We start from the raw sequence: 14,582 nt of genomic DNA, 5'->3' as shown, positions 1-14,582 counted from the left end.
TATTTCGGGTTAACAGGAGTCCCTTTATGAAATATGTTGGAGCGCACGTCAGCGCTGCAGGTGGCCTTGCGAATGCCGCCATTCGCGCCGCCGAAATTGAGGCGACCGCTTTCGCCCTGTTCACCAAGAACCAGCGCCAGTGGCGCGCCGCCCCGCTCACCTCTGAAGTGATTGATGATTTCAAAGCCGCCTGTGAGAAATACCACTACGGGCCGGGTCAAATCCTTCCCCACGACAGCTATCTCATTAACCTCGGCCATCCCGTGCAGGAGGCGCTGGAGAAATCCCGCGAGGCGTTTCTTGATGAAGTGCAGCGCTGCGAGCAGCTTGGGCTGACGCTGTTGAACTTCCATCCGGGAAGTCATCTGATGCAGATTGACGAAGATGCCTGTCTGGCGCGCATTGCCGAATCCATCAACATCACGCTGGATAAAACCCAGGGCGTGACGGCGGTCATCGAGAACACCGCCGGCCAGGGCAGTAACCTCGGCTTTAAGTTCGAACATCTGGCGGCCATTATTGACGGCGTGGAGGATAAATCCCGCGTGGGCGTATGTATTGATACCTGCCATGCCTTTGCCGCGGGTTACGATCTGCGTACGCTTGATGAGACGAAAAAGACCTTCGATGAGTTTGAACGCATTGTGGGCTTCAAGTATCTGCGCGGAATGCACTTGAACGATGCGAAAAGCGCGTTTGGCAGCCGCGTGGACCGCCATCACAGCCTCGGTGAAGGCAATATCGGCCACGATGTGTTCCGCTTTATTATGCAGGATGCCCGTTTCGACGGTATCCCGATGGTGCTGGAAACCATTAATCCGGACATCTGGGCAGAAGAGATTGCCTGGCTGAAGGCACAGCAAACCGCTGAACAGGCGGCATAAAAAAAGCCGGGTCGCATAAGCACCCGGCTTTTTTATTGTTTTACCGCTTACGCCGCTTTCGCGACCCCTTCCGCTTCCGGACGTTTCAGCACCGCGTAAGAGAGACCTGCCACCAGCGTACCGGCCACAATCGCCAGCAGATAACCCAGCACTGGCGTGATTGCACCTGGGATCAGCAGCACGAACAGACCGCCATGTGGTGCCATCAGTTTCGCGCCAACCGCCATGGAGATAGCACCGGTTACCGCGCCCCCCACGATACAGCATGGCAGCACGCGCATTGGGTCACGCGCCGCGAACGGAATTGCCCCTTCGGTGATAAAGCACAGGCCAAGTACCAGGGCGGCTTTCCCCCCTTCCTGCTGCGCTTTGTCGAACTTACGACGTGCAATGATGGTTGCCAGGCCAAGAGCCAATGGTGGCACCATACCGGCCGCCATAATCGCTGCCATTGGCGCGTAGGTCTGGGTACTCAGCAGGCCAACACCGAATGCGTATGCTGCTTTGTTCACCGGGCCACCCATGTCGGTACACATCATGCCACCGAGAATAGCTCCCAGCAGTACCGCATTCGCAGTACCCATGGTTTGCAGCCAGTGGGTCAGACCCGCCAGGATACCCGCTACAGGTTTACCGATGAGGTAAATCATCGCCAGACCCACCACCAGGCTGGAAATCAACGGGATGATCAGGATCGGTTTCAGCGCTTCCATACTCTGCGGCAGTTTCAACTTCGAGCTGATAAGCTTCGCAACGTAACCCGCCAGGAAACCGGCAATGATACCGCCGATAAAGCCAGACCCGGTGCTCACCGCCAGCATACCGCCGATAAGACCCGGCGTCAGGCCCGGACGGTCAGCGATGGAGAAGGCGATAAAACCTGCCAGCACCGGCACCATCAGGGCAAACGCGGAACCACCACCAATCTGCATCAGGGCAGCAGCCAGCGTGCCTTCTTCTTTAAACGCGGTAATACCAAACGCAAACGAGAGGGCAATACACAGACCGCCCGCCACCACCATCGGCAGCATATAAGACACACCGGTCAGCAGATGGCGATAGGCGCCAGCTGACTCTTTCTTACCTTCCGTCGCAGTTTGCGTGGACCCCGTTGCCTGATACGGCTTCGCTTCCACCAGCGCTTTATCAAACTCCTGAGCGGTCTTTTTCAGCGCCAGGCCCGTTGACGTGCGGTACATCGGCTTACCGGCAAATTTCGCCAGGTCCACTTCGATGTCAGCCGCAACCATCACCAGATCGGCTTCAGCCACCTCTTCAGGGGTGATTGCGTTGCCCGCACCAACGGATCCACGTGTTTCAACTTTTACCCACCAGCCGCGTTTTTTCGCTTCGGTTTCAATGGCTTCAGCCGCCATAAAGGTATGAGCCACGCCCGTCGGGCAGGCCGTGATCGCCACAATACGTTTTGGTCCGGACGCGGCAACCGGCGCCGCGACCGGTGCGCTGTAAACAGACGCATGACCTTTCGCTTCGCTCAGGAACAGTTCCGGGTGTGCCACCGCGCGATTGATGTCGCCCAGCCACACTTTTTTGCCATTCAGCGCACTGTCAGCGGGAATTTTATCACCCAGAACAATCACCATTTCGGCGTCGCCCGGGTTATCCGTCATCTCGAGATGTGCTTTGTTCGCCGCCGCTCCCAGCAAGGTCTTCGCCATATAGGCGCGAGCCTGTCCGAGACCGGAGTCAATGATCAGCAGCGTTTTCATTATTCCTCTCCTGCTGTTAGTTAAAAGGTTTCAAGTCAACGCGCGCCATCATCGCGGCTAACTGGGTACGATCGGTAATACCGACATTGCTCTGGCTAACGGCCAGGGCAGCAACGGCGGTGGCAAGACGTAAAGTATGTTCACTGGATTCACGCATCAGCAGGCCATAAATCAGACCGCCAACCATTGAATCCCCTGCGCCAACGGTGCTGACAACGTCAACCGATGGCGGTTTGGCGATCCATTCGCCAGAAGCGTTAACCCACAGCGCCCCTTCTGCACCAAGAGAGATAACCACATGAGCGATACCCTGCTCGCGCAACGCATGGGCAGCGTCAATCACATCTTTTAATTCTGGCAGCTTACGGCCAGCCCAGATCTCCAGTTCGCGGCGATTCGGCTTCACCAGCCACGGCGAGGCTTTCAGGCCGGCGACCAGCGCGTCACGGCTGCTGTCAAAAATAATGCATGGGCACTGGCTTCGCAGACGCGTCATCCAGTCGGTGAACGCTTCCGGGCTCACGCCGGACGGCAGGCTGCCGCTGACGCAGACCATGTCGAACTGACCAAGCCAGGTCAGAGAGTCGTTCACGAAGCGCTCCCAGTCTGACGGAGTCACCTCGAAGCCTGAGAAGTTCAGATCGGTCACTTCGCCGTCTTTCTCCGTCAGCTTGACGTTGATACGGGTACGGCCCTGAACAACCTGAAAACGATTAGCAATCCCCAGTTCGCTGAACAGCTGCTGGAAACCATCCTGGTTATCTTTACCGAGGAATCCGCCCACGGTGACATCGATACCGAGATCCTTGAGCACTTTCGCGACGTTAATCCCTTTACCTGCAGCATGCAGGCCAGTGGTACGCACGAGGTTTACTTCGCCGCGCTCAATCTCCGGGCAAAACCCCACCAGGTCATATGCCGGGTTCAGCGTAATAGTCGCAACACGTCTGCTCATTATGCGCCCTCCCCCAGACCTGCCGCGATGGCGTCGCCAATCGCTTTCAGCGCCTGTTCAGCATCAGCACCCTGTGCGGTAAAGCGCAGACGGTGACCTTTCTTCACGCCCAGCGCGACAACTTTCATCAGGCTACGGCCGTTGGCCGGTTTGCCCGTGCCATCAAGGTTAGTCACGGTAATCTCACTTTCGAATTGTTTAATGGTATTCACCAGCATGGTGCCAGGACGGGCATGCAGGCCGTGCTCGTTACGCACTACAAACTCAGCGGTCAGCACGTCATCAGTCAGCACATCATCGCTGGTCAGCAGCGCCAGCAGCGTGCTTGCGTCAGCGTTCAGCAGTTTTTCAGCCTTGTCATTCAGCAGGAGATCGCCAAGACGTTTTAGCGCGGAAACCGGCTGTTCATCGGTCATCGCGACGGTGACCAGCATCGCAGCGTGCGCGCCCTCAACGTCAAACGCGTTGACCGCGCGGCTCACCGCGATAGCGCTACGCAGGTTGCCTTCAGCACTGTCGTTCAGCCAGATACCTTGTCCCAGGTTCAGCGGCTTCTCATTGATAACGCGCGTGATAAAGGACGCGTCTACCGCACCGGCTTCTTTCAGACGGCCTGCGTTCAGCGCCTGCAGCGTGACCAGATCGCTCGCCACAACATCCAGGGTCAATGTTTCATTATCCAGTTTCAGCGCTTCACTCTGTTTTTCGCCCATCAGCAACGCGCGCAGCTCTTCCGCCGTCGTCGCGGACTTCAGCTGTTCAGCCACCGAATCATCGCTCAGCACATGCGTCAGCTGACGCAGCAGGCCCAGGTGCTCGTCGCTGCTGGCAGCGATACCGATTGCCACGTAAGCAACCTGACCGTCGCCCCACACCACACCCTGAGGGAACTGATAAACCTGAACGCCGGTTTTCAGCACCTGATCGCGGGTGTCCGTTGTACCGTGCGGAATGGCGATGCCATTGCCGAGGAAAGTGGAGGTCTGCTGCTCGCGCGCCAGCATGCCGTTAACGTAGCCGTCCGCGACATTGCCCGCCTGCACAAGGGCAGCGGCAACCTGGCGAATGGCCTCTTCTTTGTTCCCGGCCTGAGCGCCCGGGTGGATATCCTGAACAGATAACTGGAACATGGTTCTCCTCTCCTGCTGAACTTGAATCGTTTCAGCTTAAATGAGAAAAAATGCGCTAGCCTGCTCCGTTTGTTAAAACAAGATAGCGCTGAAACGTTTCAAAAAGTCTTGCGCTTTCTGCTTAACCTTGCAAGAAAAGTTACAAATGGCGATGCAGAATTTAGAGATACAGCACATTTCTTCTTCGCTCAGCTGAATCTTGCTGACGTTCAGCAAGTCAGTTTCAGCTAAGTTCAGCCCGAGCCTGTTAATTGAAATGGCATTTTGATTTTTCGTGGCGAAATTGACCGCAGTACCTGTTTATTTTCTGACAAGCGTCGTACACTCCGCGTCTCTTTATGACTTGCTGATACTGAAAGTATGCATAACACCCCTGCCGCCGCCTCGCCAAAACCCTTTGATTTGACGTCCACGGCGTTTTTGATTGTTGCCTTCCTTACCGGCATTGCCGGGGCGTTACAGACGCCCACGCTGAGCCTGTTTCTGACCAATGAAGTCCACGCCCGTCCGGCAATGGTTGGCTTCTTTTTTACCGGCAGTGCCATCATCGGCATTCTGGTGAGTCAGTTTCTGGCGGGGCGTTCCGACAGAAAAGGCGATCGTAAAAGTCTGATCGTCTTTTGCTGCCTTCTCGGGGTGTTTGCCTGCGTGTTGTTTGCTTTTAACCGCAACTATTTCATCCTGCTGTTCGTGGGGGTGTTCCTGAGCAGCTTCGGTTCCACGGCGAACCCGCAGATGTTCGCCCTCGCCCGCGAGCACGCCGACCATACCGGTCGTGAAGCGGTGATGTTCAGCTCTATTCTGCGTGCCCAGGTGTCGCTGGCATGGGTCATTGGCCCGCCGCTGGCGTATGCCCTGGCGATGGGGTTTGGCTTTACGATGATGTACCTGAGTGCGGCTGTCGCGTTTGTGGTGTGCGGCACCATGGTGTGGTTCTTCCTGCCGTCGATGCGCAAAGAGCCCAAAGTGGCTTCAGGCGTACTGGAAGCCCCGCGCCGTAACCGTCGTGATGCGCTGCTCCTGTTTGTTATCTGTACGTTGATGTGGGGAACAAACAGCCTTTATATTATCAACATGCCGCTGTTTATTATTGATGAGCTGCATCTGCCAGAGAAGCTGGCGGGCATTATGATGGGAACCGCGGCTGGGCTTGAGATCCCGACCATGCTGATCGCGGGCTATTACGCGAAGCGTTTCGGAAAGCGTTTTTTAATGCGCATCGCGGCTGTCGCAGGACTGCTGTTCTATATCGGTATGCTGACGGTGCACACGCCGGGACTCTTGCTGGCATTGCAGCTTCTCAACGCCATTTATATCGGCATACTCGCCGGGATTGGCATGCTCTACTTCCAGGACCTGATGCCAGGCCAGGCAGGCTCCGCCACCACCCTTTATACCAATACCACTCGCGTGGGCTGGATTATTGCAGGTTCAATGGCCGGCATCGTGGCCGAGATCTGGAGCTATCACACGGTATTCTGGATTGCGCTGGTGATGTGTACGCTGACGATAGCGTGTCTGGTGCGAATTAAGGACGTTTAAGGGGCGGTGAGCGCTTCCAGCTCAAGAAGGTAGGTGATCGCCTGTGTGCGCGTGCTGCCGCACATCTCCGCGGACGGCTGAAGGCCGGAACAGACTTTCGGGCGCAGCGGGGAACCAAAGATCATGCACAGGTTATTTTCAGCAAGCTGTACACAGCGGGTATTGGCAGGTTTGCCTAATGAACCATTATTCATAGTTTATCAAAAACATTGTTCCATTAATATCTGGCTAATTTATCTATTATATACCACTCTAAGTTGATCGTATTGTATGTTACCCCACCTTTATTCAGATGTAACTTATTAATATATCGAAGTAAAGAAAGTAAACTTAATCAAACGTCTACACTGTATAGATCTTAAATTTCAAATCTATATCAACTTCTTACAACTACTTTCGGCGGTCTTAATATTTCACTCTTCATAGGAAAAATCGTTTGTATGGAAGCAAAAATTCGAGAACTAAAAAAAACAAATACAAAATGGAGCATTTAATAATTTTACATATAATGTGAAAGCATAAATAAAATATACATTCATCCACCATCCACGCAACGCCACAAAAAAATAAAATGATAAATAGTGAATTTGGGTTTGAAGACTATCAATGAAGGTGGCAAAAAAATCACCACCTTATAAGGTATTACTAAGGTATCACTTATAAATGTCAGCGTTAATAGTCTTATGCTCCTCTTTCCCTTCCTTCGAAGTAATAACGTAGTACTTTCCACCCTTACTATCTACCTTTTGGGAAAGATCATCGTCAGACATTGTAAAACCATCTTCAGTTACTGATAACGTTCCAATTTTGGTGTATTTACTTGCATTTTCCGCATCAATTTCCTCAGCAGCAAATACAGTAGAATTAAACAATACTATAATACAACACAAATATTTTGAGAGTTTCATTCGATTACTCCAAGAATTTTAGAAGCATGTAATATTTTCATATAAGAAGAATCGATAACTTTTACGAATTACGGGTAAGATCAAACAATTCTTAATCAACTGAAAATAATACCTGTACAGTATTAGATTCAGTAATTTTAAATGTTAGCTATAAGTGCTACTATGTCAAGACGCACCTAAAGAATCACATTATATAATCGAAAAATCTGATCGAGATCACGCATAGTTTGTTTATTAAAATTTTCCTAGAAAAAAACTAGATGTATGTTACTTTAATATTTGTATAGGATATGAATAAAAAAAGGATAAGATATATCATGCATGATATATGATGTAAATTTCACGATTTCTCTAAATCTTAAAGGCCGCGAACATGCAAAAACATTCTATACTGATAAAATTAACCATCCTAATTATTGTATATGTGGTTTTTCCGTTAGGAACAACTTCTTATGCTGCCATCTCTGATGCAAAAATAAGCAATCCGATTTATTCAGAAAACAATGATTCAGTATATTTAAAATTTATCAATAACGACAATCTAAATATTGATGCGACTACGCCGAAGTTATTTGTCTCATTTCCAGACGGCGCTGAACGAGAGGTGGTAGTTGATACTGGCTCCACAGGCTTAGTAATTTCAGCTTCTGCAATACCAAATGCAAGTAAGCTATCACCTAGGCCAGGTAAAATCACGTACAACAGTTCCGGACGTATTATGATTGGATCTTGGCTCAATACAACTGTTACTATTGGTGATGGGGATAAATACATTTCTACGAATATTATCCCAGTATTGGCTGTTAACGAAATCCAGTGCCTTGCTCTTGCAAGAAATTGTAAACCTGAACTAAACCCTGAGCATGTATCAATGATGGGCATCGGTTTTGATCGAGAAAGTAGCTTGCAGAGCGAAAGTACTCCAAACACAAATCCTCTTTTAAACACAAATTCAGGAAGCAATAATGGTTATAAACTTACGCGCAACGGCATATATGTTGGAATTAATAAGGATATTGCCGAAGGGTTCTCATTTATTAAATTACAACCTTCAAAAGAAAATAAACATGAATGGATAGCACCGCCAGCATGTATCAAAATAACTGGTTGGCAAGGGTATCAGTGTGGTACGGTCCTTATTGACACAGGAGTAAAAAGTATGTTTTTAACAATACCAAACTACACTTTAAATGGTGGACAATTACCTAACGGAACAACATTAGATATTAAACTAGCAGATGGAATAGAATATGAAATTAAAATTGGGGGGCACAAAAGAAACACTTCTCCTAAAGAAATATTTTTAAACACAACTAGGCAACATATATTCGTTAATACAGGATTCAATTTTTTAAATGGATATGACATTTTGTATGATTATGAAAATGGTTATTTTGGATACAAAGAGAATATATCTCTTCCGTAAAATATCATTTAAAAAAATAATCACATGCAATAAAAAGAGAGATGATTGAAAATGAGTTTCGTATTCAAAACATATAGAAATGATATAACAAACCATACGATGACATTAGAATTCGAGAAAAATAATCGCATCCTATTATATATTGTCTCATTTTACCAAAACTATATTTTTAATATATTGTTTTTAAACAAACACCTTAAAAAGGTACTAAGCAATTTATATGTACATTTTCAACAAAAACCTTATTATTCATAGTCCAACAGCTCATTTAAGATAGAGCGAGGGTTATTTACAAATCGACGAGTCACAATGTAATGATCAGTATTCTCAAGTTTAGTTTCTTCGATCCCATCTTCACTAAAATGCAAGATCTTCGAATCTGGATATGACATTAGTATAGGAGAATGGGTTGCTATTATAAATTGTGAATTGCTCTGAGCCAAACGATGAATATGAGCAAGCGCAGCCATTTGTCTGGTAGGTGATAAAGCTGCCTCAGGTTCATCTAGAATATATAGGCCATTTGGTGAAAAGCGATTCAGTAATAATGACATAAATGATTCCCCGTGCGATTGTTCATGTAGGGAACGTCCTCCATAGGCTCCTTGCACACCTAAACTATCAATCTCAGTTGCAACATTATAAAAACTTTCTGCTCTGAGAAAGAATCCATCTTTTGGTCGCCTAACTCCTCTGACCAGTCGAATTGCATGATGAAGTGAAGAATGACTTTCATTTGAATGAAAATTAAAATTACGTGACCCTCCCTCTGCATTATATCCTGCCGCTACTGCAATGGCTTCAATCAAAGTTGATTTTCCACTACCATTCTCTCCCATTAAAAAAGTTACCCTCGGATGCAGATCCAAGCAATGAAAATTTTTCAAAGCTGGAATGTTATAGGGGTATTGATTCCTTTCATAATCTGTAATTCTTTCTTTCAGTAATAATACTGCTCGGAGAAATTGTTCTAGAGTATGCATAATATAATACGAAACCTTCAGTTTATAACAAAGTGAACAAAAAATAAGGAAGCATAGCTTAATTTAGTCAACCTCTACTAATCATCAACATTTGATAATTAATTAAAATGCTAATAGGCCCGATATTCTTAGAACTTATCGAGATAAAGAACTAACTAAATTAACTTTGATATTAGACATATCAATTTGTATCGGAGTTCTAAATTAATTATTTCAATATCTAATCTGAGGTGTGCATATAATAATTAACGAAGAACATAAAAATCTATTCATTAGGTTCCGAGTACTCTTTAAGCAAATGTGAAACAATAAATGATAATAAAATCAACAAAATTGCTGCAACAAGCATTACATTACCGTGAGAATTTAGAAAGGCAATTTTTGAGGCATGAACTAATTCTTGTCCTTGCCAGTGTGGTAATGAATCTGCAATACCGATCGCCTCACTTAGTGATAATGGAGGAGCTTGCTTGATATCAGCAAGAAAATCAAGAGACAGATTAGCTGTGAATGAAGCCGTCATAATCATCCCGAATAATATGATACCAGTTCCTGCTCCGAGTTCATACGCCATTCCTTCAATTGCTCCAACTTCCCCTGCTTTCTCTTTTTTTGCGGCATTCATAATTACATATGTAGAAGAGATTAAAGCTGCTTCTATGCAAAACCCTAAAATAATCATTGCAACCCAAACCTCCCATCTATTAGAACTAAAATCCATAAATGCCATGAAAAAGAAACATAACGAGCTTAATAAAACACCATAAAATCCAATTTTTTTAACTCCTAACCATGTAAGTGTGAATCCAACGAAAGGACCGGATATAGAGCTCGCAATAATAAATGGAAATAGAAACAGTCCAGCTTGAAAAGGTGATAACCCAAATACTAATTGTAATTCCTGAGAAACAAAAAATTCGAATCCAACCAGCGTGGCCATAGCGATAAACGCAAGAATTAGCCCCGCCAATATAGGCTTATGTTTGAAGAGTTCAATATCTATCATTGGATGAACGAGCATCACCTGCCTTTTCCAAAATATCGTTAACATAACTAGTCCCAACATAATGAATGATAAATAAGTAATAAACTCTTCAGAAGCCCCTAAGTTTTTAACACCTAAAACAATCATTAATATAGAAAACATTAAAAGCAAAGGATCAAGTAAATTTATAATTTTAGAACTGCCTAATACTTTATATTCTTTAAGACCGATTAACATAAAAAAAACAATGAAGCAAATAGGAATATTGATAAAAAAGACAGAGTTCCACGAATAATTTTCTATTAAAAGACCACCCACAAATGGACCGAATGCAGCTCCACCAGTACCTATAGCGGACCATACACCTAGTGCAACAGCACGCTCTTTTGGCTTGACGAAAGATAGCCTTAATGCCAAGAGAGTTGCAGGAATGATCATTGCGGCCCCAATGCCCAATAAAGTTCTTGCACAAATTAACATTATGGTATTAGAAGATATATATGCTAAACATGATGCAATACAAAATAATAGCATTCCAATCAGAGATATCTTTTTGAACCCAATTTTATCGGCGAATACCCCCATCGGCAGCAAAAGACATGCCATAACCAACGAATAGATATCTATAATCCATAAAACTTCCTTTGAAGAAGCTTTAAGATCTAAAGCTACAGATGGAGTTGCAACATGTAGGATAGTAGCATCTAAAGATACGGGTAAATACATTAAAATAACTGTAATAAGAATAAAATTCTTATTATTAAAAAATACATTCTTCTTTTCTAACATAGCATTATCTTTAAAAAGTTTATGATATACACATTTTATTTAAACAAATTACCCTCACAACATCATAAACAAAAAGTTAAAAACTGCAATTACTTGTGATGTAATAGTACATTCGTTTAGCAAGCGTTTAACATTTAATAGTTTTAAATAATAAATTTAATGATAGCATCATAAAACAAAAGCCATAAAATACACAAGGAGCATTTCAACCAAAAATTTACTTGTAATTTACATAAACTGAAAAAATTTACATAACCTATAAATAATATTTGAAACTAACAAATTTACATGGACAAGAAACAAAACTTAATTTTAATCTTTAGTGATAACAGCTATTTATCATTGGGTGTATACAATATAATATCGCGTAACGATGCAATTGTTTATACAAAAGAGGAGTTTATTGACTTTATTGATTTTTTATCTATTTCAAAATACTATAAAATAATTTTTATTTATGACAAAAAATATCGTGACTTGATTTCATTAATGTTTAATGGAACCTCTGCTTTTCACTTTCAAAGTGAAACCTTGTCTAAAGATAACGTCTTAAGTAGTTTATATGTCGAATCATTTATGAGATATAAAAAACATCATTTTTTAGGATTAAAAATTCTTTATTACTATTTTTACTTGCAGCTTAATTATTTTCAGATTAGTGAAATATTAAACATTGATTCAAAAAAAATTAGCCGGCATATCATCAGATGTCTTACAACGGTCAATTATAAAGGTAAGAGAAGTTTTTGGTACGATTACTTAAATAAAAAGCATTGATATACCTTTAGCAGAGACTAGGATTTTAATACAAACTCTCTGCTATGCTCGATAATCCATTCCTTGAAAACATTAAGTGCTTCACTATTATGATTAACCCGAGATTTCTGCAAAGTAAGCCAATAACCGCCAAGCGTGGCATAAATTTCAAAAGGTTTTGCCACGGATCGCTCATTTAATTCTTTTTGAAACATATGATAAGGAACTAGTGCTGCATAATCACCTAACTTTACAGCATCTATCATAAGTCTGGTAGAATCAAAGATAGGCCCTGTAATAGTCCAAGGGTCGATCCCAGCAGCTTTAAACCAATTATTCCATTCCTCCTTTCGATAGGAACGCAGTAAGCAAACTTTTTTTAAGTCTGATGGAATGTACAATTTCTTGGATGTTTCCGGGGAACACAATACTGTATGCGGCGCCTGAAAGAGTAAAATATTTTCCGTATTAATCCAGCCGCCTGTTCCAAATCTAATAGATGCATCAATACCTTCTGCAGCAAGATTGACAACGTTATTATGCGTTAAAATTCTAATATCAATCCATGGATTTTCATTAAGAAACGCAGTAATCCGAGGAAGGAGCCATCCTATTGCAAAAGTCCCTACGACAGCAATAGTAAGCACCTCTTTAATCTTACCTTCATGGAATTTATCCATCGCAGAACTCATCATCTGCAAAGCTTCTGTAATCGAAGGCAAAAGATGCATGCCTTCGTCTGTCAACTGTAACCCACGCGGTACTCTTGTAAAAAGAGCCACACCAAGCATTTGTTCAAGTGTTCTGACCTGCTGGCTTACGGCGGCCTGGCTTACATGAAGTTCTAGTCCGGCTTTAGTAAAATTTAGATATCTTGCTGAGGCTTCAAAAGCTCGTAATGCATTTAAAGGTAATCTGGCACGCATGGTAACCCAAAGAAAAAGTTATGTCTGTATAAAAATTATATTGCTTCAAAGAAAAAATAACAACTGTATAATCGCTCGCTGTTGAAAGTTAATACACGCTATGTCCTAGTTAATATAGAAAATTGTATATAAGGTAAAACCATGTCACTTAATGTAAAGCAAAGTAGAATAGCCATCTTGTTTAGCTCTTGTTTAATTTCAATATCATTTTTCTCACAGGCCAATACGAAGGGCATTGATGAGATTAAAAACCTTGAAACAGATTTCAATGGCAGGATTGGTGTCTACGCTTTAGACACTGGCTCGGGTAAATCATTTTCGTACAGAGCAAATGAACGATTTCCATTATGTAGTTCTTTTAAAGGTTTTTTAGCTGCTGCTGTATTAAAAGGCTCTCAAGATAATCGACTTAATCTTAATCAGATTGTGAATTATAATACAAGAAGTTTAGAGTTCCATTCACCCATCACAACTAAATATAAAGATAATGGAATGTCATTAGGTGATATGGCTGCTGCTGCTTTACAATATAGCGACAATGGTGCTACTAATATTATTCTTGAACGTTATATCGGTGGTCCAGAGGGTATGACTAAATTCATGCGGTCGATTGGAGATGAAGATTTTAGACTCGATCGTTGGGAGTTAGATCTAAACACAGCTATTCCAGGCGATGAGCGTGACACATCTACACCTGCAGCAGTAGCCAAGAGTCTGAAAACCCTTGCTCTGGGTAACATACTTAGTGAACATGAAAAGGAAACCTATCAGACATGGTTAAAGGGTAACACAACCGGTGCAGCGCGTATTCGTGCTAGCGTACCAAGCGATTGGGTAGTTGGCGATAAAACTGGTAGTTGCGGAGCATACGGTACGGCAAATGATTATGCGGTAGTCTGGCCAAAGAACCGGGCTCCTCTTATAATTTCTGTATACACAACAAAAAACGAAAAAGAAGCCAAGCATGAGGATAAAGTAATCGCAGAAGCTTCAAGAATTGCAATTGATAACCTTAAATAAACCTAACTGTAGCCATCATTTCATTATGATGGCTTAACTTCATCATGAAAAAAATGAAAATTTTAATTTTTTTATCATTAGCTATGAGTAGTTTGTCAGCATATGCTCAGTGTGATTTTATCACCGAAGATTCGACAGTGATAGATCTTAAAAACAATCTAGAATGGCAGGCTTGTACTTTCGGCATGCAATGGAATATAGAGAATGGATGTACTGGAGAACCAACTCCCCTTACTTTGAGTACAGCTTTTGGTGAAGCAATAAAACAAGGGAATGGATGGAGACTGCCAAGTATCGAGGAATTATCTTTACTCTCTTCAAAAAGCTGTCTTAAAAATAACCTTTTCAAATCATATTTTGACATACCCCAAGATAATGGTGAAGGAGCATCGCCTTACTGGAGCTCAACGCAAATTCAAAGCATACCTTATTTGTATTATACATTTGACATGATCAATCATTATATTGACGGTCATACTATTGAAATGACTTATCCTGTTCGATTTGTAAGATATGTAATGGTCGACGATGATTTAATATTATAAAAA

At 43.6% G+C, this 14,582-nt stretch carries 14 protein-coding genes; 6 read left to right on the top strand and 8 right to left on the bottom strand.

Annotation, left to right across the window (positions count from 1 at the left end):
• The first annotated feature begins 26 nt into the window (after positions 1 to 26).
• The gene (gene nfo / locus ACMVME_RS07370) at positions 27 to 884 is read left to right on the top strand and encodes a deoxyribonuclease IV (protein WP_032678579.1); all 858 of its coding nucleotides are present in this window, start codon (positions 27 to 29) and stop codon (positions 882 to 884) included.
• 47 nt (positions 885 to 931) lie between these two features.
• Here the strand turns inward: nfo and fruA are convergent, their stop codons facing one another.
• The 3 genes from fruA to fruB are packed head-to-tail and all read right to left on the bottom strand — an operon-like array spanning position 932 to position 4,699.
• The gene (fruA, locus tag ACMVME_RS07365) at positions 932 to 2,614 is read right to left on the bottom strand and encodes a PTS fructose transporter subunit IIBC (RefSeq protein WP_025203638.1); all 1,683 of its coding nucleotides are present in this window, start codon (positions 2,612 to 2,614) and stop codon (positions 932 to 934) included.
• A gap of 16 nt (positions 2,615 to 2,630) precedes the next feature.
• Positions 2,631 to 3,569, bottom strand: a complete 939-nt coding sequence (gene fruK, locus ACMVME_RS07360; RefSeq protein ID WP_014170919.1) for a 1-phosphofructokinase — start codon at positions 3,567 to 3,569, stop codon at positions 2,631 to 2,633.
• Positions 3,569 to 4,699 (bottom strand): fused PTS fructose transporter subunit IIA/HPr protein, encoded by a 1,131-nt coding sequence (gene fruB / locus ACMVME_RS07355; protein WP_063934490.1) that lies wholly within the window; start codon positions 4,697 to 4,699, stop codon positions 3,569 to 3,571. The genes fruK and fruB overlap by 1 nt, the downstream gene beginning before the upstream one ends.
• Positions 4,700 to 5,059: 360 nt before the next feature.
• Between fruB and setB the strand changes: the two genes are divergently transcribed.
• A complete protein-coding gene (setB, locus tag ACMVME_RS07350; RefSeq protein ID WP_040018000.1) occupies positions 5,060 to 6,241 on the top strand; it encodes a sugar efflux transporter SetB in 1,182 nt (393 codons plus the stop codon).
• Here setB and ACMVME_RS07345 read toward each other — a convergent pair.
• Both ACMVME_RS07345 and ACMVME_RS07340 read right to left on the bottom strand, forming a co-directional pair.
• Positions 6,238 to 6,435: a Fe-S-cluster oxidoreductase gene (locus tag ACMVME_RS07345; RefSeq protein ID WP_106503354.1), complete on the bottom strand. Its 198-nt coding sequence runs from the start codon at positions 6,433 to 6,435 to the stop codon at positions 6,238 to 6,240. The genes setB and ACMVME_RS07345 overlap by 4 nt on opposite strands.
• 459 nt (positions 6,436 to 6,894) lie before the next feature.
• Positions 6,895 to 7,149 (bottom strand): YdgH/BhsA/McbA-like domain containing protein, encoded by a 255-nt coding sequence (locus ACMVME_RS07340; RefSeq protein WP_045143149.1) that lies wholly within the window; start codon positions 7,147 to 7,149, stop codon positions 6,895 to 6,897.
• Positions 7,150 to 7,522: 373 nt separating this feature from the next.
• On the opposite strand from ACMVME_RS07340, the gene ACMVME_RS07335 reads away from it, so the two are divergent.
• A complete protein-coding gene (locus ACMVME_RS07335) occupies positions 7,523 to 8,575 on the top strand; it encodes a hypothetical protein (protein WP_126028368.1) in 1,053 nt (350 codons plus the stop codon).
• A 245-nt stretch (positions 8,576 to 8,820) separates the two neighbouring features.
• Here ACMVME_RS07335 and ACMVME_RS07330 read toward each other — a convergent pair whose 3' ends face one another.
• Complete coding sequence (locus ACMVME_RS07330; RefSeq protein ID WP_072048473.1) at positions 8,821 to 9,558, bottom strand: AAA family ATPase; 738 nt, start codon at positions 9,556 to 9,558, stop codon at positions 8,821 to 8,823.
• A gap of 265 nt (positions 9,559 to 9,823) precedes the next feature.
• Positions 9,824 to 11,332 (bottom strand): MFS transporter, encoded by a 1,509-nt coding sequence (locus tag ACMVME_RS07325; protein ID WP_050737107.1) that lies wholly within the window; start codon positions 11,330 to 11,332, stop codon positions 9,824 to 9,826.
• Positions 11,333 to 11,620: 288 nt separating this feature from the next.
• On the opposite strand from ACMVME_RS07325, the gene ACMVME_RS07320 reads away from it, so the two are divergent.
• Positions 11,621 to 12,109 (top strand): hypothetical protein, encoded by a 489-nt coding sequence (locus ACMVME_RS07320; protein ID WP_050737108.1) that lies wholly within the window; start codon positions 11,621 to 11,623, stop codon positions 12,107 to 12,109.
• Between the two features lie 17 nt (positions 12,110 to 12,126).
• Here the strand turns inward: ACMVME_RS07320 and imiR are convergent, their stop codons facing one another.
• Positions 12,127 to 13,014 (bottom strand): LysR family transcriptional regulator ImiR/NmcR, encoded by an 888-nt coding sequence (imiR, locus tag ACMVME_RS07315; RefSeq protein ID WP_045143249.1) that lies wholly within the window; start codon positions 13,012 to 13,014, stop codon positions 12,127 to 12,129.
• A 141-nt stretch (positions 13,015 to 13,155) separates the two neighbouring features.
• Between imiR and ACMVME_RS07310 the strand changes: the two genes are divergently transcribed.
• Together ACMVME_RS07310 and ACMVME_RS07305 are read left to right on the top strand one after the other, a co-directional pair.
• Positions 13,156 to 14,034 carry an IMI family carbapenem-hydrolyzing class A beta-lactamase NMC-A gene (locus tag ACMVME_RS07310; protein ID WP_050737109.1) on the top strand — a complete coding sequence of 293 codons (879 nt, stop codon included), beginning with the start codon at positions 13,156 to 13,158 and terminating at the stop codon, positions 14,032 to 14,034.
• A gap of 44 nt (positions 14,035 to 14,078) precedes the next feature.
• A complete protein-coding gene (locus tag ACMVME_RS07305) occupies positions 14,079 to 14,579 on the top strand; it encodes a DUF1566 domain-containing protein (RefSeq protein ID WP_072126443.1) in 501 nt (166 codons plus the stop codon).
• Positions 14,580 to 14,582 lie beyond the last annotated feature (3 nt).

This window comes from Enterobacter cloacae complex sp. 2024EL-00711 (assembly GCF_047529885.1).
Taxonomy (GTDB): Bacteria; Pseudomonadota; Gammaproteobacteria; order Enterobacterales; family Enterobacteriaceae; genus Enterobacter; species Enterobacter ludwigii.
This window is presented reverse-complemented; position numbering and strand designations above follow the sequence as displayed.

Excerpts from the sequence above, each read along its gene's own strand:
- fruA (WP_025203638.1), bottom strand. The coding sequence starts at position 2,614 with ATGAAAACGCTGCTGATCATTGACTCCGGTCTCGGACAGGCTCGCGCC.
- fruB (WP_063934490.1), bottom strand. The coding sequence starts at position 4,699 with ATGTTCCAGTTATCTGTTCAGGATATCCACCCGGGCGCTCAGGCCGGG.
- ACMVME_RS07330 (WP_072048473.1), bottom strand. The coding sequence starts at position 9,558 with ATGCATACTCTAGAACAATTTCTCCGAGCAGTATTATTACTGAAAGAA.
- fruK (WP_014170919.1), bottom strand. The coding sequence starts at position 3,569 with ATGAGCAGACGTGTTGCGACTATTACGCTGAACCCGGCATATGACCTG.
- imiR (WP_045143249.1), bottom strand. The coding sequence starts at position 13,014 with ATGCGTGCCAGATTACCTTTAAATGCATTACGAGCTTTTGAAGCCTCA.
- ACMVME_RS07320 (WP_050737108.1), top strand. The coding sequence starts at position 11,621 with ATGGACAAGAAACAAAACTTAATTTTAATCTTTAGTGATAACAGCTAT.
- ACMVME_RS07345 (WP_106503354.1), bottom strand. The coding sequence starts at position 6,435 with ATGAATAATGGTTCATTAGGCAAACCTGCCAATACCCGCTGTGTACAG.
- setB (WP_040018000.1), top strand. The coding sequence starts at position 5,060 with ATGCATAACACCCCTGCCGCCGCCTCGCCAAAACCCTTTGATTTGACG.
- ACMVME_RS07340 (WP_045143149.1), bottom strand. The coding sequence starts at position 7,149 with ATGAAACTCTCAAAATATTTGTGTTGTATTATAGTATTGTTTAATTCT.
- ACMVME_RS07305 (WP_072126443.1), top strand. The coding sequence starts at position 14,079 with ATGAAAAAAATGAAAATTTTAATTTTTTTATCATTAGCTATGAGTAGT.
- ACMVME_RS07310 (WP_050737109.1), top strand. The coding sequence starts at position 13,156 with ATGTCACTTAATGTAAAGCAAAGTAGAATAGCCATCTTGTTTAGCTCT.
- ACMVME_RS07335 (WP_126028368.1), top strand. The coding sequence starts at position 7,523 with ATGCAAAAACATTCTATACTGATAAAATTAACCATCCTAATTATTGTA.
- nfo (WP_032678579.1), top strand. The coding sequence starts at position 27 with ATGAAATATGTTGGAGCGCACGTCAGCGCTGCAGGTGGCCTTGCGAAT.
- ACMVME_RS07325 (WP_050737107.1), bottom strand. The coding sequence starts at position 11,332 with ATGTTAGAAAAGAAGAATGTATTTTTTAATAATAAGAATTTTATTCTT.